The sequence below is a fragment of the Bradyrhizobium sp. AS23.2 genome (assembly GCF_001908185.1).
Classification (GTDB): Bacteria; Pseudomonadota; Alphaproteobacteria; order Rhizobiales; family Xanthobacteraceae; genus Bradyrhizobium.
This window is the reverse complement of the sequence record NZ_LGHM01000045.1, coordinates 23,378-42,420: the sequence shown is the minus strand read 5'-3', so window position 1 is coordinate 42,420 and position 19,043 is coordinate 23,378. Positions and strand designations below refer to the sequence as shown.

At 59.8% G+C, this 19,043-nt stretch carries 15 protein-coding genes and 2 pseudogenes; 6 read left to right on the top strand and 11 right to left on the bottom strand.

The window, feature by feature from the left end; translation table 11 throughout:
- The 8 genes and pseudogenes from AC630_RS46845 to AC630_RS10600 all read right to left on the bottom strand — a co-directional run.
- A pseudogene (locus tag AC630_RS46845) lies at nt 1-124 on the bottom strand (enoyl-CoA hydratase/isomerase family protein); the annotation flags it as partial.
- Nucleotides 125-376: 252 nt separating this feature from the next.
- Complete coding sequence (locus AC630_RS10630) at nt 377-1,225, bottom strand: ABC transporter ATP-binding protein (protein WP_074118486.1); 849 nt, start codon at nt 1,223-1,225, stop codon at nt 377-379.
- A 72-nt stretch (nt 1,226-1,297) separates the two neighbouring features.
- Nucleotides 1,298-2,617: an ABC transporter substrate-binding protein gene (locus tag AC630_RS10625; RefSeq protein ID WP_074118485.1), complete on the bottom strand. Its 1,320-nt coding sequence runs from the start codon at nt 2,615-2,617 to the stop codon at nt 1,298-1,300.
- An 81-nt stretch (nt 2,618-2,698) separates the two neighbouring features.
- Nucleotides 2,699-3,787 (bottom strand): branched-chain amino acid ABC transporter permease, encoded by a 1,089-nt coding sequence (locus AC630_RS10620; protein ID WP_074118484.1) that lies wholly within the window; start codon nt 3,785-3,787, stop codon nt 2,699-2,701.
- Between the two features lie 13 nt (nt 3,788-3,800).
- Complete coding sequence (locus tag AC630_RS10615) at nt 3,801-4,721, bottom strand: branched-chain amino acid ABC transporter permease (RefSeq protein ID WP_074118483.1); 921 nt, start codon at nt 4,719-4,721, stop codon at nt 3,801-3,803.
- Nucleotides 4,722-4,730: 9 nt separating this feature from the next.
- On the bottom strand, nt 4,731-5,564 hold the full coding sequence (locus AC630_RS10610; protein ID WP_502691509.1) for an ABC transporter ATP-binding protein: 834 nt from the start codon (nt 5,562-5,564) through the stop codon (nt 4,731-4,733).
- Nucleotides 5,561-7,502, bottom strand: a pseudogene (locus AC630_RS10605) (AMP-dependent synthetase/ligase). Before AC630_RS10605 ends, AC630_RS10610 begins: the two are co-directional and overlap by 4 nt.
- Nucleotides 7,503-7,707: 205 nt before the next feature.
- A complete protein-coding gene (locus AC630_RS10600) occupies nt 7,708-8,034 on the bottom strand; it encodes a 2Fe-2S iron-sulfur cluster-binding protein (protein WP_083636188.1) in 327 nt (108 codons plus the stop codon).
- A 279-nt stretch (nt 8,035-8,313) separates the two neighbouring features.
- On the opposite strand from AC630_RS10600, the gene AC630_RS10595 reads away from it, so the two are divergent.
- The gene (locus AC630_RS10595) at nt 8,314-9,222 is read left to right on the top strand and encodes a TetR/AcrR family transcriptional regulator (RefSeq protein ID WP_083636187.1); all 909 of its coding nucleotides are present in this window, start codon (nt 8,314-8,316) and stop codon (nt 9,220-9,222) included.
- Here AC630_RS10595 and AC630_RS10590 read toward each other — a convergent pair.
- Complete coding sequence (locus AC630_RS10590) at nt 9,179-9,973, bottom strand: cytochrome P450 (protein WP_208866997.1); 795 nt, start codon at nt 9,971-9,973, stop codon at nt 9,179-9,181. The two genes, AC630_RS10595 and AC630_RS10590, sit on opposite strands and share 44 nt — an antisense overlap.
- A 928-nt stretch (nt 9,974-10,901) precedes the next feature.
- Here AC630_RS10590 and AC630_RS10585 point away from each other — a divergent pair.
- Both AC630_RS10585 and AC630_RS10580 read left to right on the top strand, forming a co-directional pair.
- Entirely contained in the window at nt 10,902-11,225 is a 324-nt protein-coding gene (locus AC630_RS10585) for a 2Fe-2S iron-sulfur cluster-binding protein (RefSeq protein ID WP_074118480.1), read from the top strand.
- The gene (locus tag AC630_RS10580) at nt 11,222-12,460 is read left to right on the top strand and encodes an NAD(P)/FAD-dependent oxidoreductase (protein ID WP_074118479.1); all 1,239 of its coding nucleotides are present in this window, start codon (nt 11,222-11,224) and stop codon (nt 12,458-12,460) included. Before AC630_RS10585 ends, AC630_RS10580 begins: the two co-directional genes overlap by 4 nt.
- A 242-nt stretch (nt 12,461-12,702) precedes the next feature.
- On the opposite strand, the gene mmsB is transcribed toward AC630_RS10580, so the two are convergent.
- On the bottom strand, nt 12,703-13,680 hold the full coding sequence (gene mmsB, locus AC630_RS10575; protein ID WP_283808408.1) for a 3-hydroxyisobutyrate dehydrogenase: 978 nt from the start codon (nt 13,678-13,680) through the stop codon (nt 12,703-12,705).
- A 226-nt stretch (nt 13,681-13,906) separates the two neighbouring features.
- On the opposite strand from mmsB, the gene AC630_RS10570 reads away from it, so the two are divergent.
- Together AC630_RS10570 and AC630_RS10565 are read left to right on the top strand one after the other, a co-directional pair.
- A complete protein-coding gene (locus AC630_RS10570) occupies nt 13,907-15,184 on the top strand; it encodes a CaiB/BaiF CoA transferase family protein (RefSeq protein WP_074118492.1) in 1,278 nt (425 codons plus the stop codon).
- Nucleotides 15,181-15,957, top strand: coding sequence for an enoyl-CoA hydratase/isomerase family protein (locus AC630_RS10565; protein ID WP_074118477.1), 777 nt, complete (start codon nt 15,181-15,183; stop codon nt 15,955-15,957). Before AC630_RS10570 ends, AC630_RS10565 begins: the two co-directional genes overlap by 4 nt.
- A gap of 107 nt (nt 15,958-16,064) precedes the next feature.
- On the opposite strand, the gene AC630_RS10560 is transcribed toward AC630_RS10565, so the two are convergent.
- A complete protein-coding gene (locus AC630_RS10560) occupies nt 16,065-17,264 on the bottom strand; it encodes an ABC transporter substrate-binding protein (RefSeq protein WP_074118476.1) in 1,200 nt (399 codons plus the stop codon).
- Between the two features lie 206 nt (nt 17,265-17,470).
- Between AC630_RS10560 and AC630_RS10555 the strand changes: the two genes are divergently transcribed.
- Nucleotides 17,471-19,033, top strand: coding sequence for an aldehyde dehydrogenase family protein (locus tag AC630_RS10555; protein WP_208866996.1), 1,563 nt, complete (start codon nt 17,471-17,473; stop codon nt 19,031-19,033).
- The last annotated feature ends 10 nt before the right edge of the window (nt 19,034-19,043 follow it).

The window sequence follows — 19,043 nt, the reverse complement described above, 5'->3', positions numbered from 1 at the left end:
CGACCCCCAGGGCCATCTCCAAGCTCAGGGCATTGATTGCCTTCGGCCGGTTGAGCCGGATGACGCCCGCAGTCCCTTCGCGCCGGACGATCAGGTCGCCTTCTGCGACCACCACATCATTCATCGTTCACTCTCGATCATATTGTGCGACATGACCAGCCGCATGATTTCGTCGATAACTTCGTGGATCAACGCCGCATCGACGCGCGTCATCACCGTCGCGGGCGTTCGACCATCCGAGAGCACTCTGTGCATCAATTGATGCCGGCGTAGTTCGGACGTCGGCGCAGAAGGCCGTGGATCAGGATTTGCGACATCAGGCGCTCAATGGCGGCGCCGACCGGACCGCACTCGACGCATCGCCCGGGAACATCCTCTAGGCCAACCAGCGCTTTCGACGCCTATAGGACTTGACGTCTCGAAAGCTGGTCCTGTTCGAATCCGCGATGCCAAGGTAGAATTCCTTTACGTCCTCGTTTTGCCGCAGATCGTCCGCCGAGCCGTCCAACACGATTCTTCCCGTTTCAAGGATGTAGCCATAGGTTGCGTAGCGCAGCGCCATATTCGTGTTCTGCTCCGCGATCAGGAACGACACGCCCTGTGCCTCGTTGAGCGTCTTGACGATTCCGAATATCTCTTCAACGATCTTTGGAGCCAATCCCATCGACGGCTCGTCCAGCAGGATCATCTTCGGCCTCGACATCATTGCACGGCCGATAGCGCACATTTGTTGCTCTCCACCGGAGACGTAACCGGCCAGGGACTTTCTCCTCTCCCTCAAACGCGGAAAGTATTCGTACACCGCGTCCAAATCTCGCTGAATCGCCGCCTTGCCGTTCCTTCGCGTGAAGGCGCCCGTCAGAAGGTTTTCGTGGATCGACAAATGGGCGAAGCAGTGCCGCCCCTCCATGACTTGAACACAGCCGTTGCTGACAAGATCATTGGGCGTCGTATTGTCTACACGCCGACCGTCGAATTCGATGATCCCCTTCGTCACGAGGCCCTTCTCGCTCTTCAGCAAGTTCGAGATCGCCTTCAGCGTTGTCGTTTTGCCCGCGCCGTTCGCGCCCAGAATACTGACGATGCCGCCTCTTGGCACCGCGAGTGAAACGCCCTTGAGGACCAAGACCACCTGGTCATAGATCACCTCGATGTTGTTGACGGATAGGATCGGTGTCGTACCGATCCCGGACTGACCGTTCGTCTCCCGTTCGATCTGAGCCATCTGCGAAGTCCTCCCCACGTATCCGGCGGTCGGCGGAGCCGGGAAGGCTCCGCCACCCCAAGATTGCGGCAGCTAGTCGGCCTTCGAGCAATCGACGGGCGCGATGCCCTTGCTGCCGGCGTACGCCGCGGCGGATTCCTTGACCATCGGCTGGAGCACCGCGTCGTCAGCTTCGATCCAGTCGCTGATCACCTTCCAATGAGCACCGTCCCATTGCTGCACGCGCCCAAGACGCGCTCCCTCATGATCTGCGCAAGTGACCTTGAGCGGCCGCATCATGGTCGGCACCCCAAGCTCCTTCAGCCGAGCAGCTGTCAGTTCCATGTGCTCGGCACCCCACCGGACTTGCTCCCCGGTCAGCGGCTTGTTTCCGTATTTCGTTTGCGCCGTCCGGATCGCTTCGACGCCCAGCATTGCGCTCAGCATCCCGCGATTATAAAGCACCTGCCCAACACCACCTTCCGAACCACGTCCCAGGCCTTTCCCGTAGACGTGCTTCAGGATGTCGTCGTGGACCTGATCGTGCTCTGCCCCGTGCTGAAGCATGAGCGACTTATAGTTCTTCGCCAGATCGCCGGCGGGGATGACATCGGGCTCAGCGCCAGACCAGGCGTATCCGATCAATTTGTCGCGCGGAAATCCGACGGCGGCGGCCTCCTGGATGGCGGCCGGATTCATTCCGCCGTACCCCCAAAGGACGACATAGTCGGGCCGCATCTGCCGGATCTTGAGCCACTGCGCCTTTTGTTCGAGTCCTGGAGCAGTTACGGGGATGCCCGTGAATTCGTAACCCAGGCTCTGGGCAAGCTTTTCGAAGACAGGAATCGGCTCTTTCCCGGCCGGAGCGTCCAGGTAAACCAGAACGATCTTCTTGCCTTTGAGATTCTGTTTTCCGCCGACCTGCTGGCCGAGATATTCGACCGCTACCGCCGCCGCCGTCCAATGCGTGCTGATCAACGGGAAGTTCCACCTGAAGGCGGCCCCGTCGCGAGTGTCGGATCGACCATATCCCACCGTCAACAAAGGTATCTTGTCGACGGGCACTTTCTCCGTCAGCGCGAAAGTGATCCCGGTCGACACCGGATGAAACATCGACGCGCCGGTCGGCCCCTTTCCTTTCAATCGCTCGTAACACTCGACGCCACGATCGGTCGCGTAGCTCGTCTCGCATTCCTCGAACGTGATCTTGACCCCGTTGACGCCACCATCCCGCGCGTTGACGAGTTGCAGATAATCAACAAAGCCGTTCGCGAAAGGTACGCCGTTTGCGGCGTAGGGACCCGTTCGGTACGACAAGATGGGGATGAATTGCTCGTTTTGAGCGCTAGCCGTTGCCGACATCACCGTCAAAGACATCAACGCAGCCATGACAAGCGTTGAAACAACTCTCATGCGTATCCTCCTGCTTCTTTTTTGTCGGTCATTCTCACTTTGAGAACGACCCATTTGTTGCGGCGCCCTCACCGAGGAGCGCTAGTAGGGAAACGGCCAGATCCTGAGCTTCTCCTTCGCCAACAGCCACAGGCGCGCCAGCCCCAGTGGCTCGGCGATCAGAAAGAAAATGATCAGAATGCCGAATACCGCCACCTCGAGATGCGAGATCGTCGATGTCGACAAGGGTACGCCAAGCGCCGCCGGCACTCGGGTCAACACGATCGGCAATATCATGATGAAAGCGGTGCCCAGGAACGATCCAAGAATGGAGCCAAGGCCTCCAACGATGATCATGAAGAGAATATTGAATGAACGGTCGATCGAAAAGGCGAGAGGTTCCCATGAGCCGAGATGAACAAAAGCCCAGAGCGCTCCGGCAACCCCGATCGTGAACGAAGACACGGCGAATGCCGTGAGTTTGGCGTAGACGGGACGAATACCAATGATCTCGGCGGCGATGTCCATGTCCCGGATAGCCATCCACTGCCGGCCAAGCGCACCGCGCGTCAGGTTCTTGAGACCGAGAGAGAAGAGCACGACAACGGCGAGGACGAACAGGTATTTTCCCGTCCCGCTTTCAAGTTTGATTCCAAGAATCTCGACCGCGGGCGCGGTCACGGACCCGGAGGCCGACCCGTTGGTAAACCAGCTTACGCGCAGGAAAAGCCAATCGAAGAAGAATTGCGCTGCGAGAGTCGTAACCGCAAGGTAGAGGCCTTTGATACGCAGGCTCGGCAAGCCGAACGCGATACCGGCGCCGGCGGCCGCGATGCCTCCACACAATATGGCCAATATGCTCGGGACCTGCGGAAGTCTGACGGCAACGTTGTAGGCCGCATAGGCGCCGATCGCCATGAACGCACCGGTCCCGAGCGATATCTGACCGCAATATCCCACGAGAATGTTCAACCCGATGGACGCGAGCGACAGGATCAGAAACGGGATGAGGATCGCGGAATAGAGATAGTTCGATGTGAATGCGTCCGTCCCGAAAGCCAACAATATCGGAAGACCGGCCACGGCGAAGGTAACCAGTGCGACAACGGACCAGCGATCCTGCACGATCGGCAGCATCGCCATGTCCTGCTTGTAGCTCGTCTTAAACTGGCCTGCCTCGTGGTAAATCACGTGCCACCCCCAATCAGATGCGCTCAATGAGGCGTTCGCCAAACAGGCCTTGAGGCCAGATCATCAGAAAGATCAACGCCACGACGTACGCAAACCAATATTCGATCCCGCCCCCGATCATCGATCCAATGAAGACTTCGGCCAGCTTCTCTCCAGCTCCGATAAGCAGGCCGCCCACTATCGCGCCCGGAATCGAGGTGAAGCCGCCGAGGATCAAGACCGGCAAGGCCTTCATCGCCAGGAAGACAATCGAGTATTGTATGCCGACTTTCGTTCCCCAAAGCACAGCCGCCGCGAGTGCGATCAATCCCGCGACCGACCATATGATCAACCACGTCCAGGGTATCGGAATGCCCACCGATTGCGCGGCAGCGTGATCGTCGGCGACCGCGCGCAACGCCAGGCCAGTGCCCGTCTTCTGAAAGAACACGACAAGGATTAGTACGAGACAAGCCGCGATAATCGCGGCCCACAAGTCGACACTGTTGAGAAGCACGCCGCCGTCAAAGAGTCCGGTCAGAACGATGATCGGCTCTCGGGGAATGCCGATCTTGACGGCATACACCTCGGATCCGAACGCAATCTGGCTTAGCTCATCGATCACGAACGCCAGTCCGATGGTCGCCATGAAGAGGGACAACGAACTCTGGTTGATCAGCCGGGTCAGAACGAATTTTTCGACGAGCCAGGCAACGATGACCATGATGGCGACTGCAAATGCCAGCCCGCCTGCAACCGAGATCCAGAACGGGAAGGTTTCGCCGAGAAATGCCTGCGCCCGAACGAATGCCAGGCCCGCCAGGAGAACCATCGAGCCTTGCGCGAAGTTCAGGACGCCTGACGCCTTGAAGATCACCACAAAACCGAGGGCGACCAGTGAATACAGCACGCCGGAGAGCAGCCCACCAATCAGCACTTCTATGAAAAATCCCATGACGATCCCTCAGTGCGAGCCGAGATAAGCCGCAATGACCCTGTCGTCAGACTTGATCGCGTCGGGCGTTCCGTCGGCGATCTTCCTCCCGGATTCCAGGACCACGATGCGATCTGACAAATCCATCACAACGCCTATGTCATGCTCGATCAGGGCGACGGTCGTCCGGAAATGCCGATTTGCCTCCAGGATGAAGCGGCACATATCGCCTTTTTCTTCGAGATTCATTCCGGCCATCGGTTCGTCGAGGAGCAAGAGGTCCGGCTCCATCGCCAGCGCGCGACCGAGCTCCACCCGTTTCTGCAATCCGTAGGGGAGCACTCCGACCTGCGTCTTCCGGATGTGCTCGATCTGCAAGAAGTCTATGATCTCTTCGACAAGATATCGGTTCTCGATCTCCTCCCGCTCCGCCTTCCCGGCGCGGACGAGCTGTTGCCAGAAATTGGCGCGCATCTTCAATGCACGCCCCGTCATGATGTTTTCCAGCGTTGTCATTCCTCGAAAGAGAGCGACGTTCTGAAACGTACGGGCAATGCCGTCGCGCGCGGCCTCGTGTGGCCTCATCTGAGCACGCTTGCGGCCCTTGAACGTGATGCTTCCCTTTGCGGGATGATAGAAGCCGTTGACGCAATTGAGCATCGTCGTCTTCCCGGCGCCGTTTGGCCCAATGATGGCCCGGATCTCGCCGCGGCGGATGTCGAACGACACATCGGTCAGCGCCCGCACTCCGCCAAAGGCAACGGAGATGTTTTCGATGTCGAGGATCGTCTCGGCTTCTCGGGCCACTTGCCGGCCGAGGAAGGCCTGCTCCCCCGGCGCGGGCTCCGGTATCACCGTCATCATGCGGCCCTCGCCTGCGACGGACTTCCACCACGCGTCACGAAAGTTTCGGCGTCACGAACTCGTACCTTGCCGCCGACGGTCCCCTGCCGCCCATCTTCGAACATGACGGGCGTCTCGATTTCGTAGGAGCCAGGTCCCTGGTAGAGCGCGTCGATAAGAACGGCGTATCGGTCGACTATGATGTTGCGGCGGACCTTTTGCGTACGCGTTAGCTCCCCGTCGTCCGCGTCGAGTTCCTTGTGCAGAATGAGAAATCGGCGGATTTGCGCACCGGACATCCTGGGGTCCGCTGCGAGCGCCCGGTTCACGTCAATCACGTGGGTTGCGACCAGGTCATAGACCAGTGGATGGGCCGCCAGTTCCTGGTAGCTCCCCCAACTGATGCCGTTCCGTTCGGCCCAGTTGGTGATGGCACTGAGTTCGATGTTGATCATCGCGGTGCAGTAGTCGCGGCCGTCACCGAACGCGACTACTTCCTTGATGACGGGAAAGAATTTCAGTTTGTTCTCGACATACTTCGGCGCGAACAGCTCGCCACTCCGCAGCCGGCCAACGTCACGCACGCGGTCGATGATCCTGAGGTGACCACGGTCATCGACGAATCCGGCGTCCCCCCGTTCGCACCCAACCGTCAGCCGTCAGTATCTCCTGCGTCTTTTCGGGCTCCTTGTGATACCCGATGAACACACCCGGAGAGCGGAACAGAATCTCGCCCTGCTCGGTCACGCGTATCTCGACTTCGGGCGCCGGCACCCCGACCGTCTCGAAATCCACGGAGTCGTTGCGGTGCATGGCTATGTACACGCAAGCCTCGGTCTGACCGTAAAGCTGCTTGAGATTCACGCCGAGCGATCGGAAGAAGCCGAACATGTCGGGCCCGATGGCCTCCCCGGCCGTGTACGCGACCTTTATGCGCGAGAAGCCCAACCGGCTCTTTATGGGGCGGTAAACGAGCAGCCAGCCAATTGCATAGAGCAACCGCCCCTTGAGCGGCACGGACCTTCCCGCGTTTATCGCGTCGCCCCATTTCTTCGCAACGCGAATGAAGTAGTCGAACATGCGGCGCTTCAGCGGAGCTGCGTCCTCAATTCGGACCAGCATCGTCGTCAACATCTCCTCAAAGACCCTTGGAGGAGCAAAAAAATATGTTGGCGCGATCTCGTGGCGATCGTGCGCTATGGTCTCAGGGGACTCAGGGCACGAAACGCAGTATCCCGCGCAGTAAGCCTGAGCGTATGAGAATATGTGATCGCCAATCCAAGCCATGGGCAGGTAGGCGATCGCCTCGTCCGTCTCATCCAGACTATCGAACTCATTCGCGTTCAACGCCGAGGTGATCAGATTCCGGTATGTCAGCATCACCCCTTTCGGCCGGCCCGTGGTGCCGGACGTGTAGAGGAGGACCGCGAGGTCGTCCAAGGACACGGCATCTATCTGCGATCGCCAGGCAGCTTCTCGGCGAGGATCAGCGCGGAGCGCGGATACGCCCCTGGCTTGCACGTCCTGGAATTGATGCAATCCTGCGTCGTCGTAATCGCGCATGCCACGAGGCTCGTCATAGACGACGTGGCGCAGGGCGCGAAGGCGGTCGCGTATGCCCAATAGCTTGTCTACCTGCTCCTGATCCTCCACGACGGCGAACGTGGCCTCCGCATGCCCCAACACGTACTCCATCTCTTCGGCGGTTGAGTCGTGATAGACCGGAATGGCCACGCCGCCGAGGGACTGGGCGGCTGCCATTGACCAATACAGTCGCGGGCGATTCCTGCCAGCGATCGCGATCCGGTCGCCAGGCTGAAAGCCGAGGTCCTGGAGGCCGGCCGCGAACGATCGAACCTCGTCGAGGACGTCTCGCCATGTCCAGCTTTGCCAAATGCCGAGATGCTTGAAGCGCTGAGCGGGGCGGTCCGGGAATCGCTCAGCATTGACCAGCAGCATCGCCGGAAAGGACTTGCAGTTGCGAATCCTCGCATTGAGCGCCGAGACTGTCGCGGCATCAATTCGCTTGGGAGAGGGCGGTGACGGATGCATGGTATCCTGCATAACCTTCACTCGTCGGCTGGACTGAGTTGACCGCGCCGATCTCGACACTTGCTCATGCGCAGGCAGTTCGGCGCAGCGATCGGCAACATGCAACTCTGCCTCATCGCTGACGCTCTGGAACGACCACGACGAGCCCATCGAGCAGCTTCGTCATCCGCACTTGGCAGCCCAAGCGGCTATTGTGCCGACGGGGTGCAGCGACGCCGTTCAACAACTCATCCTCGAGCTCCGATGGCGCATCGAGCTCTCCCAATCGCGTCTCGTCGACGTAAAGGTGACAGGTCGCGCACACGCAGGCTCCGCCGCAGTCCCCGAGCACGCCGGGCACGGCGTTCTCGATCGCGCCCTGCATCAGAGACACGCCGTCCGACAGATCCAATGAGCAGCGCGATCCGTCCGGCAAAATGTACGTCACCGCTGGCAACATCCCCCCTTGGCCTACTGGTCTGGTTTTTTGATTAATGCGAGCGAACGATCCCTCGCAACTGATAGCGCCATTATTCTTTTTGGAAGTCAACAATTTTTTGTCGAACCGATCTTGTTGATTATGAAGCGCCAGATATGCTTGGAAGAATTGCTATTCGGCGAAACCGTTTCCATGCGAGATGGGGCGGCGGATAGATGCACTGTAATTTCAGGATCGGCGATATTTCGATAGATCGCTCGCAATATCACCCGTCCCTGACTGCCACTTCACGAGAGAACCATGACTGATCCTCAGGCGCGCCCAGGGCCGGAAAAAAGCGCGACAATCTCGGCTCCTCGGCAACGACGCAGTCAGGAGCGTCGCCGAGAACTGGCCCGCGTTGCCGTGCAGCTCATTCAGGAACGCGGCTTTGACGCGCTTTCGGTAAGCGAGGTTGCTGAAACAGCCGGCATCAGCATCGGCGGGATGTACCGATACATCCGCACGAAAACCGACCTGCTTGTCATGGCTTGCGAGGACATTTTTTCCGGCCTCCGGCAGCAAATGCTTGAAGCGATGCGGTCAGAGCAAGGCATTCCGGCAAAACTCGAGACTGCAATGCGCGTCTACTGGGCGGCTTGTAACGAACGGTTAAGCCTGCTCCGCCTGACTTACCGCGAGTACCGCTCGCTGCCTCCCGAGGCTCAAGACACCTACAAAAAGCAAGAAACCGATATCGCCGATTTGTTCAGCGACCTCATCCGAGCCGGCATGATCGCGGACGAATTCAATGAAGTTGATGACCGCATTGTCGCGCAGCAGATTATTTTCATGTCACACATCAACGCCTTCAAGGGATGGGCGCTTCGAGAGAAAAGCGCGGAACAATTGCTGGCAGAGCACACCCAATTGTTCATGGCGCGACTGAGGCGGGCGCCTCCCCCCCTGAATCTGCGGCGAGGCGCACGCACTCTCAGAACTCCGTGCTTGAAGAAGCCGTGCGGTCGCCTTCGCTTCATTGTGTCGGGTCACGGGGCGCCTGCGCGGCGCCGATCGCACCCCGCCCATTCGCAAACGTGCGCAAGATCGGCCTCATCGATCTCCGCACGTCGAGCGAACCTTGTACGGGCCTGTTCGAGTCCCGTCATGCGTGGCGCAAATTCCGTCAGCGATGCAACCGCACCGGAAGCGCCCGAACGCCCCTCATGACCATCGCATCGATCCAATCGAGCTCTTCGATGGGCTTGGCGACCTCGATTCTCTGAAACCGCTTCAGAAGCTCGTTGAAGGCCGTCTTCGCCTCCAGTCTCGCGAGAGGCGCGCCCAGGCAGAAATGGGCACCTTTGCCGAAGGTCACGTGGCGGTTCGGCTTGCGGCCAATATCGAGACGATCAGGCTCATCAAAGACCTTCGGATCTCGATTGGCTGCCGTCAGCATGACGAACATTCGCTGACCCTCCTCCAGCGAGTGACCGCCAAGCTCATGAGATCGCGCGACAACCCGCGCCGTTGACAATACCGGGCCGTCAAATCGCAGGAATTCCTCGACGGCACTTTCGATCGAGCCCGGACTTTGACGCAAGTGCTCCCATTGATCCGGATTGGCGTGGAGTGCCATCACCGCATTGCCCAGCAGGTTTGTCGTCGTTTCGTGCCCCGCGAACAGCATCAGCATCGCCGCGGCCACCAACTCATCGTCAGTCAGCGCGGACTGCTCGTCCCTCGCCTCTACGAGATAAGTCAGGATGTCGTTCTTCGGTTGCGCCCGCCGCTCGGCGACGAGTTGGCTGAAGAAATCCGCCATGGCGATCACACCGCGACGCGCGCGTTCGTACTTGTCTTCGACCGTCCTGGGGCTGCCGACAAAGTTGATGAGGTCGTCCGACCATTCCTTCATCTTGAAGAGCATGTCGCGGGGAACACCCAGCATCTTCATGATGACCAGGGCCGGCAGCGGCATCGCGAAATCTCCGATGAAGTCGATTTCATCCCTGCCTTTGAGCTCCTCGAGGAGGAGATCCACGATCGAAGCAATGTCCGGCTGGAGGCCGGCGACGACGCCGGGGTTGATCGCCACATTCATGAGACGGCGGAGACGCGTATGCTCGGGCGGGTTCCGGAAGACGAGCCAGAGGCTGATATAGCGCATGATCTCGTTGAGCTTGGCGCGATCCGTCGCCTCGGCCTGCTTGTAGAATGGTGACAGGCGGTCGGAGGAGAAGTCACCGATCGCAAGGACGGATTCCGCCAACGCGTGACTCGTCACGACCCAGCTCGACAACTTGGGGCTCCAGTGAACGGGATCTTCCGCACGCATGCGAGCAAACAATGCGTGCGGATTTCGAAGCACCGCGGGGTTTGACGGGTCGTAGAAAAGGCTCATCGGCATCTCCTCTTGGTCGCGATGTCCTGCGAGACGAACGAGCGTGGGCCCCACACGCGAACGTCGCGCCAACTGATGTTTTGAACCGAGCGTCGGGACCGAAGGCGCCACCTGCTCGCAGCCCCCGCCGGTAGACACACATGTCGGCGAAAACTCAATTTATAGTTGTCAAAGACCGAGGCGACGTGGAGCGCGCGGACGGCGCTACAGAGCGCAACACTCGGCCGTGGGCCGAATACACCGATCAGCGATCGCCGCTCCGGCGACGAAAACGCGGACCGCTGAAATCCACCAGCAGCAGATCAGGGCATGAGCGACTCATTCCAGAATAAAAGAGAATACTTGCTCTCATTTATTCGACGAGTGAGAATTGCTGTCAAGCCAGAATTCCGCAATTATCTTATGAAATTCTAACATTAGGCCCTTGGTTGACATTCTGGCACAGCTAAGAATAAAAGAGATTACTCGCTCTCTTTGTGGATTGACGGAGCCGGAACCTTTCAGCATGCCGACCGTGACTTACCTGTTGAGTGATGGCTCTCAGATCTCTGCCGACCTGCCGGTGGGCACAACCTTATTGGCGGGCGCGGTCAATTCCGCCGTACCCGGCGTGCTCGGAGACTGCGGCGGAAGCTGCTCGTGCGCGACCTGCCACGTGTACGTCGAGGAACGCAGACTTGGCGAGCTGGAGCCACCATCCGTCCTGGAGAACGAGTTGCTTGACGGCGTCGCCGCACCTCGGCGTGAGAACAGTCGTCTAAGCTGTCAAATCTGCATGACGCACGAACTGAATGGCCTGATTGTCACTCTTCCGGATGTGCAGGCTTGACGGAGAGCCCTCTGGTCGTCGTCGGCGCCTCCTGCGCCGGAACCAATCTCGCCCTCGCCGCCCGAGAGTTCGGATCGCAACGCCGGATCATCGTAGTCGGCGAAGAGCCGGGATTCCCGTATCACCGACCTCCCCTTTCCAAAGCATACTTGTCGGGAAAAGCTGACGATCAATCGCTGATGTTGCGCCCCGAAAAGCTCTACGCTTCTCAGGGCATCGAGTTTCTCCCTGAAACCCGGGTCGTGTCCATAGACCGCAACGTCAAGGCGCTCTTGACGAGTGAGGGACAGCGGATTTCATACGGTCAACTTGCGCTGACGACCGGATGCAGACCGCGGCGGCTGTCGCTCGCCGGAGCGGAGGCCGACAACGTACTGCTACTCCGAACGGTCGCCGAAGCTCGTTCGCTCCGCGAGGCCGCCCAGTCCGCCCGCTCGGCACTCGTCATCGGCGGCGGCTTCATTGGCCTCGAGGTCGCCGCGACGCTGGCGCAAGGGGGCATAGCCGTCACTGTTATTGAGCTCGAGCCTCGCCTTCTGCAACGCGCCGTCTCGACACTGGTGGCCGACGCCTTGCTGAAAGTGCATCGTTCACACGACGTTACATTCCGCTTCGGCGTAACTGCAGCGGCACTCGAGCTCTCCGGAAATCGGGTTCGCAACGTCCGACTGAGCGACAACTCCACGATCACCTGCGACCTCGTCGTCGTCGGCATCGGGACAATCCCCAATGATGAGCTCGCGCGCGATGCGGGACTTTGTTGTGACAACGGCATCCTGATTGACGCGCACGGCCGGACGTCCGACGAGTCGATCGTCGCGGCGGGGGATTGCGCCAGGCAATCAAACGCCTTTGCAGATCATCAATTGCTTCGGCTCGAGTCTGTCCAAAACGCCACGGACCAGGCGAGATCCGCAGCCGCCACCCTGACCGCCCGTGCAGACACAGGCCTCAAGCCTCCGTGGTTCTGGTCCGATCAGTATGATGTCAAGCTGCAGATCGCAGGCATCATCACGGGAGCGGACACAAGCGTCGTGCGAGGCACTCCCGAAGAGGGCAAATTCTCGGTGTTCCACTTCCGCAATGGAAGCTTCATCGGCGCGGAATCCCTCAGCCGCGCGTCAGACCACGTGTTGGCACGCCGATGCCTTGGAGAGCAGATCTCGCTCTCCCCGTCCGTCGTCGGGGATACCAGCATCGATCTCGCCACGATCGTCCGGCAATCAAAGAAATGAGATTGAACCAATCTGCAAGGGCTTGAGCGCCTGCTTGCCTAAGGCGTGCTGAGGCCCGCAGCATCAGAAGCAGGGCAATCGCGCATGATGCCGTGGAGGCAGTGAACTTGCCCCGCCTCACGGTTCAAGGAGCGCCGCACTCGAAGGACAGGCCGCCGGGAAACTGCCCACCAGAGCCTCTTCCATATGCGATTGCCCGGCACTCGGAGCGGCCTCGCAACGCTTCGTTGCTGCCTCGCCTTTCAGGTCGAGGGGGTACGAATGAAATTGATGATGCCCGAAAAATCGGTCTGGCCATGACCGGCCCCCTCGAACGCTCGATAGATCTCCTCTGCATGCTTTCCGAGCGGCGTCTTCACAACAGCGGCGTCGGCCGCCTCCTGTGCCAGCGCCAGGTCCTTCAACATGAGGGAAGAGGCAAAGCCCGGCTTGTAGGCATTGTTCGCCGGCGACGTCGGCACAGGGCCCGGCACTGGGCAATAACTGGTGATCGACCAGCACTGCCCCGACGAAGTCGAAGCCACATCGAACAGCGCTTGATGCGACAAGCCAAGCTTTTCACCCAGCGCGAAGGCTTCACTCACCGCGATCATGGAAATCCCGACGATCATGTTATTGCAGATCTTGGCTGCCTGCCCCGCTCCGGCACCGCCGCAAAGCACGATCTTCTTGCCCATGGCCGCCAGAAAGGGCTTGGCATCGGCGAACGCCCGCTCTTCGCCACCACACATGAACGTCAGCGTTGCGGCTTTGGCTCCGCCGGTGCCTCCGGAGACCGGCGCATCGACCGACGCGAGTCCGTGCTTGGCGGCAAGCGCATGCACCGCCTTGGCGCTTTCGACGTCGATCGTCGAACAATCGATGACGAGCGCCTGTTTCGACATGACGGGAAGTATGTCTGCCCAAACTGCCCGGACATGTTTGCCGGCAGGCAGCATGGTAATGACCACGTCCGCGCCGTCGGCCGCCGCGACCGCACTTTCGGCAACGTCAGATCCTTCGCCGCTCACTTGGTCGCGTAGCGCCTTGACCAGATCGAACGCGACCACCTTGTGACCGGCCTTCACGAGGTTGGCCGCCATCGGCGCGCCCATATTGCCCAGACCGATGAATCCGATAGTTGCCATTTGGAGCCCTCCCGATTGGCAAGCAGAACAATGCCCGCTGGCCGAGACTTGAAATCGTCGCGAGCGCCCGGCACGCGCCCAGACGGGCGACACTCTGCAATTTCAGAAATACACCTGTCAATAAATTGAACTTCTATATGGTCTATAAATATACGATGGTGGTTGTTGTGTATTCTAATGTCTCGTGCTACGGGCCTTTCCGCTAGATGCCATCGCAGAACTCGTCGCGGCGGACCTCTTCGCGCCGTTGCGCATCGCAAGGCTTTTGCGGATCCGCGACCGGTCGCGGTCGGTCCCTTTTCAGGTGCAGGTGGGCTTGATGTCGACTTCCAATCCAACCAACAAGAACCAGCTGCCTCTTGCGGGCATGCGCGTGCTGGATCTCAGCCGGGCCTTGTCGGGGCCATTCTGCACCACGATCCTCGGCGATCTCGGCGCCGACGTGATCAAGGTCGAAGCCCTGCCCGATGGCGACATGGTGCGCAATTGGGGCCCCTTCGATCGTGAGCTTAGCGCCTACTACCTGTCGGCCAACCGCAACAAGCGGGGGATAGCCATCGATTTCCGGAGCGAAGAAGGACGCGCCATCCTGTTTCGCTTGGCAACCGAAAGTGACGTCATTGTCGAAAATTTCATGCCGGGCACCCTGAGCGCCATGGGGCTGGATCCGGAGAAATTGCGAGAGCGAAATCCCCGGTTGATCATTTCAAGCATCAGCGGCTTCGGCCGTAGCGGTCCGTTGGGAGACAGGCCGGGATTCGACCAGATTGCACAGGGTTACTCCGGTCTGATGAGCGTGACCGGCGACCCCGCCACGGGACCGACGAGAGTCGGCGTCGCCATTGGAGATATGACCGCTGGAATGTGGTTGGCTCTGGGCGTTCTCGCAGCCTGGATCGGCGTCGACAAGACGGGCGCCGGCCAAACCGTCGATACCTCGTTGCTCGCCGGTCTTGTGAGCTTGTTGAGCGTGCAGGGGCAGCGATATCTCAGCCTCAATGAGGTGGCGCCTCTCGCTGGCAACGTTCATCCGGTCATTGCGCCTTACGGCGTCTTCCGTGCCGGCGACGGCGACATGAACATCGGAGCCGCCACCCAGGGCATGTGGCTCAGCCTGTGCGACGTCATCGGGCGACCGGACCTCAAGCAGAATCCGCGCTTCACCACTAACGCCCTGCGCATGCAACACCGCGACGAATTGAAGGAAATCATTGAGACCGAATTGACGGGTCGGACGCGAGGGGAGTGGACCGGCTTGTTCGTAGCGGCCGGCATTCCGGCCGGCCCGATCAACTCGATCAAGGACGCATTGGAGAGCGATCAGGTCCGCCACCTCGGTCTTGTCGAGGTCACGGAGCTTCCGGACCGGGGCAGGTTCAAGCAGATCACCAATCCTCTCCGGATGTCCAATCATACCGGCGGCTGGCTAAGACGCGGCCCTGCCATCCTTGGCCAACACACGAGGGAGGTCCTGGAGGAAGTGGGGTTCAGCCCGAAGGAAGTGACAGAGCTCGAGAACAAGAACGTTGTGCTGCAAGCGCCTCTGTCCGTCGACAACGCCCTGTCAGGGGCCGAAATGCAAGCAGGCACCCCATGACCGGACATATCCACTCCACGGTACGAGCCGACGGTATCGTCGCGTTGACGATATCCAATCCCAGCAAGCGCAATGCGTTGACGGTCGAGATGTGGCGCGACTTGCGTCAACTGTTTTCGGACTTTCACGGCGACAGTGAACTGCGATGCGTCTTGATCGCGGGGCACGGAGCGGATGCGTTTTCGGCTGGGGCCGATATCAGCCAGTTCGCAAGCACCCGTGCGACACCGGAACAGACCGAAAAGTATCACGAAGAGATCGTCGGCCCCTGCCTGAAGGCCATCGCCGATTGCCCCGTCCCGGTCGTCGCCAAGTTGCGCGGCCATGTCATGGGAGGCGGCCTCGAGATCGCCGGGGCATGCGATCTACGGATTGGAGACACGTCTGTCCTGATGGGCGCGCCGGTTGGACGCCTGGGCTTCGCTCTCGCTTTCGGCGAGACTCAATCACTCTTTAACCTGGTGGGCTATTCAGTGCTGGCTGAAATTCTCATCGAGGGCCGCGTCTTGCGGGCAGATGAAGCGGCTGCCCGAGGGTTGCTGACCCGAGTTGCGGCTCCCGAAGATCTCGACGCGACCGTGGAAAACACCCTTTCGGGGGTTTGCGCGAATAGCCCCCTCGCCACGCGGATGCATAAGCAACAGCTCCGGCGCCTGATGACCGACAGCTCTCCAGTGACGCATTCGGAGCGGGTCGAGATGTACGCTTTTGCCCGATCCGAAGAATATTCCAGAAGGACTGCGATGTTTTTGCGCAAGGGAAAGCCGGCGTAGCGCCAGTAGACGCACTGCGGCATCCACGCCGTCGGTAGGCAATCTCACCGTAAGACGACAACGAGTAACGCGCCGGGAAGCTGGAAAGCCTCCCGGCGCGTTCGTCTTCACGGCTTCATCAAGCTACATTTGCTGTCGGATGCCGGCGAAATCGCTTCGGCCGAGGGGATTGTGCGCAAAACCTTATAGTAGTCCCAGCGCGCTTTCGACTCGGCAGGCCGTTTGACCTGGATGAGGTATTGGTCATTCATCAATCGCCCATCTGCCCTTATCTTGGCACCCGGCGCATAGAAATCATCGACGGTCGTTGTCCGCATCTTATCGGCGACGGTCTTGCCGTCAGCGGTTCCTGCTGCGGCGACCGCCCGCAGGTAATGAAGGACCGCGGAATAGGTGCTTGCCTGGATTTGACCGGGCATACGCTTGGTTCTTTCATAGTAGCGTTGGGACCACGCGCGTGTTGCGTCGTTGAGGTCGTGGTAAAAGGCTTGCGTTGTGACGAGGCCCTGCGCTCTATCGAGGCCCAGCGCGTCCACATCGCTGAGAACGATCACAAGTCCGACGAGCTTCTGTCCCCCCTCGATCAATCCGAACTCGGCCGCCTGCTTGAGCGATGTCGTCGTGTCGCTACCCGCGTTGGCAAGACCGACCACCTTCGCCTTCGAGGCTTGTGCCGCAAGCAGTTGCGACGCGAAATCCGAGGTATTAACGGGGTGGACTGATTGGCCGAGAATTCGGCCTCCCGAAGCGGTCACGACCTGGTTCAGTTGCTTGCTCATCTGATGACCGAACGCGTAATCAGCCACAAGGAGATACCAGGAATCGCCCCCTTCGCGCACGACGGCGGATGCCACACCACGGGCCAACCCCGCAGTGTCGAAAGTCCACAGGAAGCCAGTTGGCGAGCAGTCCTCGTTGATCAGCCGGTCGGTTCCAGGACCCGTAAGCAGCGCGATTTTCCCCCGCTCACGCGCCAATCCCTGAACTGCCAGCGCCACCGCGGAATTCGTAAGGTCCGCAATGGCGGTCACGCCGTCGGCATCGAACCATTTGCGGGCGATCGTCGCAGCAAGGTCGGGTTTGTTCAAATGGTCGGCCGAGACGATCTCAATCGGCTTGCCGAGCACATTGCCGCCAAAATCCTCGATCGCCATTTTGGCGGCCTCGACCGATCCGCTCCCTCCGAAATCGGCCAGCGGTCCGGACTGATCGTTCAGGACCCCTATCTTGATTGACGTCTGCGCATTCGCGAGACCGAAAGTTGCGCCGACCAGCATCAGCGCTGCCAACACGCCCCTCAACATCATCTATCCTCCACTACCTGTATACGGTTTGCCATCATTGGCGTACAAATCGTAGTTTTCTGTATATATTTTTGGCCATTTTGCAAGCGCGACGGCGGTCCGGGCTGGGTGCCTTGGTCGACAGGCAGAACGTCGACACCCAACGAATTGTGGAAACATCGCCCCGTCCGCATTTTTCGACGGGCCGAGTGCATCCGGAGCTTCAATGTATGCAGAAAGAGGTTATTTGTATTGCGCGATTGCAGCGGTCTGTTACGTTGCGCCGACAGACGACGGTTGAAAAATCAGGTGACGGGATGAACAAGAGAGTCGCATTGGAAAACCTGCCCAGCAAAATGCTGATCGGCGGCGAGTGGGTCGACGCCCAGTCGGGAGAGGCTTTCGATGTTGAAAACCCGGCGACGCGCGCGCCGATTGCAAAAGTCCCTCGCGGCAATGCCCTCGACGTCGACCGCGCTGTCGCGGCCGGGCTATCGGCGTTTCCCTCTTGGCGGACTGTTCCTCCGCGTGAACGGGGGAGACTCCTCCTCCAGATTGCTGACCGCCTCGATCATCGCGCGGAAGAGATAGCGACAACGATCGCTCTCGAAACGGGCAACGCGCTTCGGACTCAGGCGCGGCCCGAAGCGAAGGCCGCAGCGGATATTTTCCGTTATTTCGGCGGCCTCGCAAGCGAGTTGAAGGGCGAGACGATCCCGTTGAGCGAAACCGTGCTCAGCTATACGCGACGCGAGCCGCTCGGTGTGGTTGCTGCGGTGATACCATGGAACGCCCCGCTGCTGCTGGCGGCCGTGAAAGTCGCCCCCGCCGTTTGCGCCGGGAATACGGTCGTGCTGAAGACCGCCGAAGATGCACCGCTCGCTGTATTGAAAATGGCTGAGGTTTGCCAAGAGTACCTCCCTCCGGGGGTCCTTAACGTTCTGACCGGGACCGGCATCGAGTGCGGCGCGCCACTCTTCTCCCATGGACAGGTTGCGAAACTCTCCTTCACGGGATCCACCGCCGTCGGTAAGATCGCGATGGAAGCAGCCGCCAAGCGCATTCTGCCGGTGTCGCTTGAGCTTGGTGGCAAAAGCCCCGTCATCGTCTTCCCGGACGCAGATGAGGACTGGGTCGCCGACGGGATCATCGCGGCGATGCGCTTCACTCGCCAGAGTCAATCCTGCACCGCGGGATCACGCGTGTTCCTTCACCGCAGCCTTTTCGATCGAATGCTGGACAGGATCGTCGCGAAAACTTCGGCCTTACAGGTCGGCGACCCGTTGGACGAGGCATCCGATGTCGGCACATTGATCAACGCGAAGCAATTCGCGAAGGTCTGCGGCTACATTGAGGACGGCATCGCTCAACCCCACAGCAAGCTCCTGGCCGGTGGATTGCCGCCGAAGCAAGGACCGCTATCCCAAGGATACTTCCTCACACCGACAATCTTCGCGAGCACGAACAACAAGTGGCGCCTGACCCGCGAGGAAATCTTCGGACCCGTCATGGTGGCAATCCCGTGGGAAAACGAAGACGACGTGATCCGCATGGCGAATGACACGCACTACGGCCTCGCCGCCTACGTTTTCACGCATGACGTGGGGAAGGCGCTGCGATGCGCGCACTCGGTCGAGGCCGGTTGGGTCCAAGTCAACCAGGCGGCCGGCCAGTCGCCGGGGCACATCTACGGCGGATACAAGGAAAGCGGCCTTGGCCGCGAATTTTCTCTCGGCGCAATGCTGGACAGCTTTACACAGACGAAGAACGTGACGATCAATCTCACGCGTTGAGCGCGCGATC

What these genes read in the sequence shown, in the direction of transcription:
- AC630_RS10610 (WP_502691509.1), bottom strand. Translation starts at nt 5,564, where the DNA reads ATGATGACGGTGATACCGGAGCCCGCGCCGGGGGAGCAGGCCTTCCTC.
- AC630_RS10595 (WP_083636187.1), top strand. Translation starts at nt 8,314, where the DNA reads ATGACTGATCCTCAGGCGCGCCCAGGGCCGGAAAAAAGCGCGACAATC.
- AC630_RS10630 (WP_074118486.1), bottom strand. Translation starts at nt 1,225, where the DNA reads ATGGCTCAGATCGAACGGGAGACGAACGGTCAGTCCGGGATCGGTACG.
- AC630_RS10600 (WP_083636188.1), bottom strand. Translation starts at nt 8,034, where the DNA reads ATGTTGCCAGCGGTGACGTACATTTTGCCGGACGGATCGCGCTGCTCA.
- AC630_RS10565 (WP_074118477.1), top strand. Translation starts at nt 15,181, where the DNA reads ATGACCGGACATATCCACTCCACGGTACGAGCCGACGGTATCGTCGCG.
- AC630_RS10585 (WP_074118480.1), top strand. Translation starts at nt 10,902, where the DNA reads ATGCCGACCGTGACTTACCTGTTGAGTGATGGCTCTCAGATCTCTGCC.
- AC630_RS10555 (WP_208866996.1), top strand. Translation starts at nt 17,471, where the DNA reads ATGCAGAAAGAGGTTATTTGTATTGCGCGATTGCAGCGGTCTGTTACG.
- AC630_RS10590 (WP_208866997.1), bottom strand. Translation starts at nt 9,973, where the DNA reads ATGCCGCTGCCGGCCCTGGTCATCATGAAGATGCTGGGTGTTCCCCGC.
- AC630_RS10615 (WP_074118483.1), bottom strand. Translation starts at nt 4,721, where the DNA reads ATGGGATTTTTCATAGAAGTGCTGATTGGTGGGCTGCTCTCCGGCGTG.
- AC630_RS10560 (WP_074118476.1), bottom strand. Translation starts at nt 17,264, where the DNA reads ATGATGTTGAGGGGCGTGTTGGCAGCGCTGATGCTGGTCGGCGCAACT.
- AC630_RS10570 (WP_074118492.1), top strand. Translation starts at nt 13,907, where the DNA reads ATGTCGACTTCCAATCCAACCAACAAGAACCAGCTGCCTCTTGCGGGC.
- AC630_RS10625 (WP_074118485.1), bottom strand. Translation starts at nt 2,617, where the DNA reads ATGAGAGTTGTTTCAACGCTTGTCATGGCTGCGTTGATGTCTTTGACG.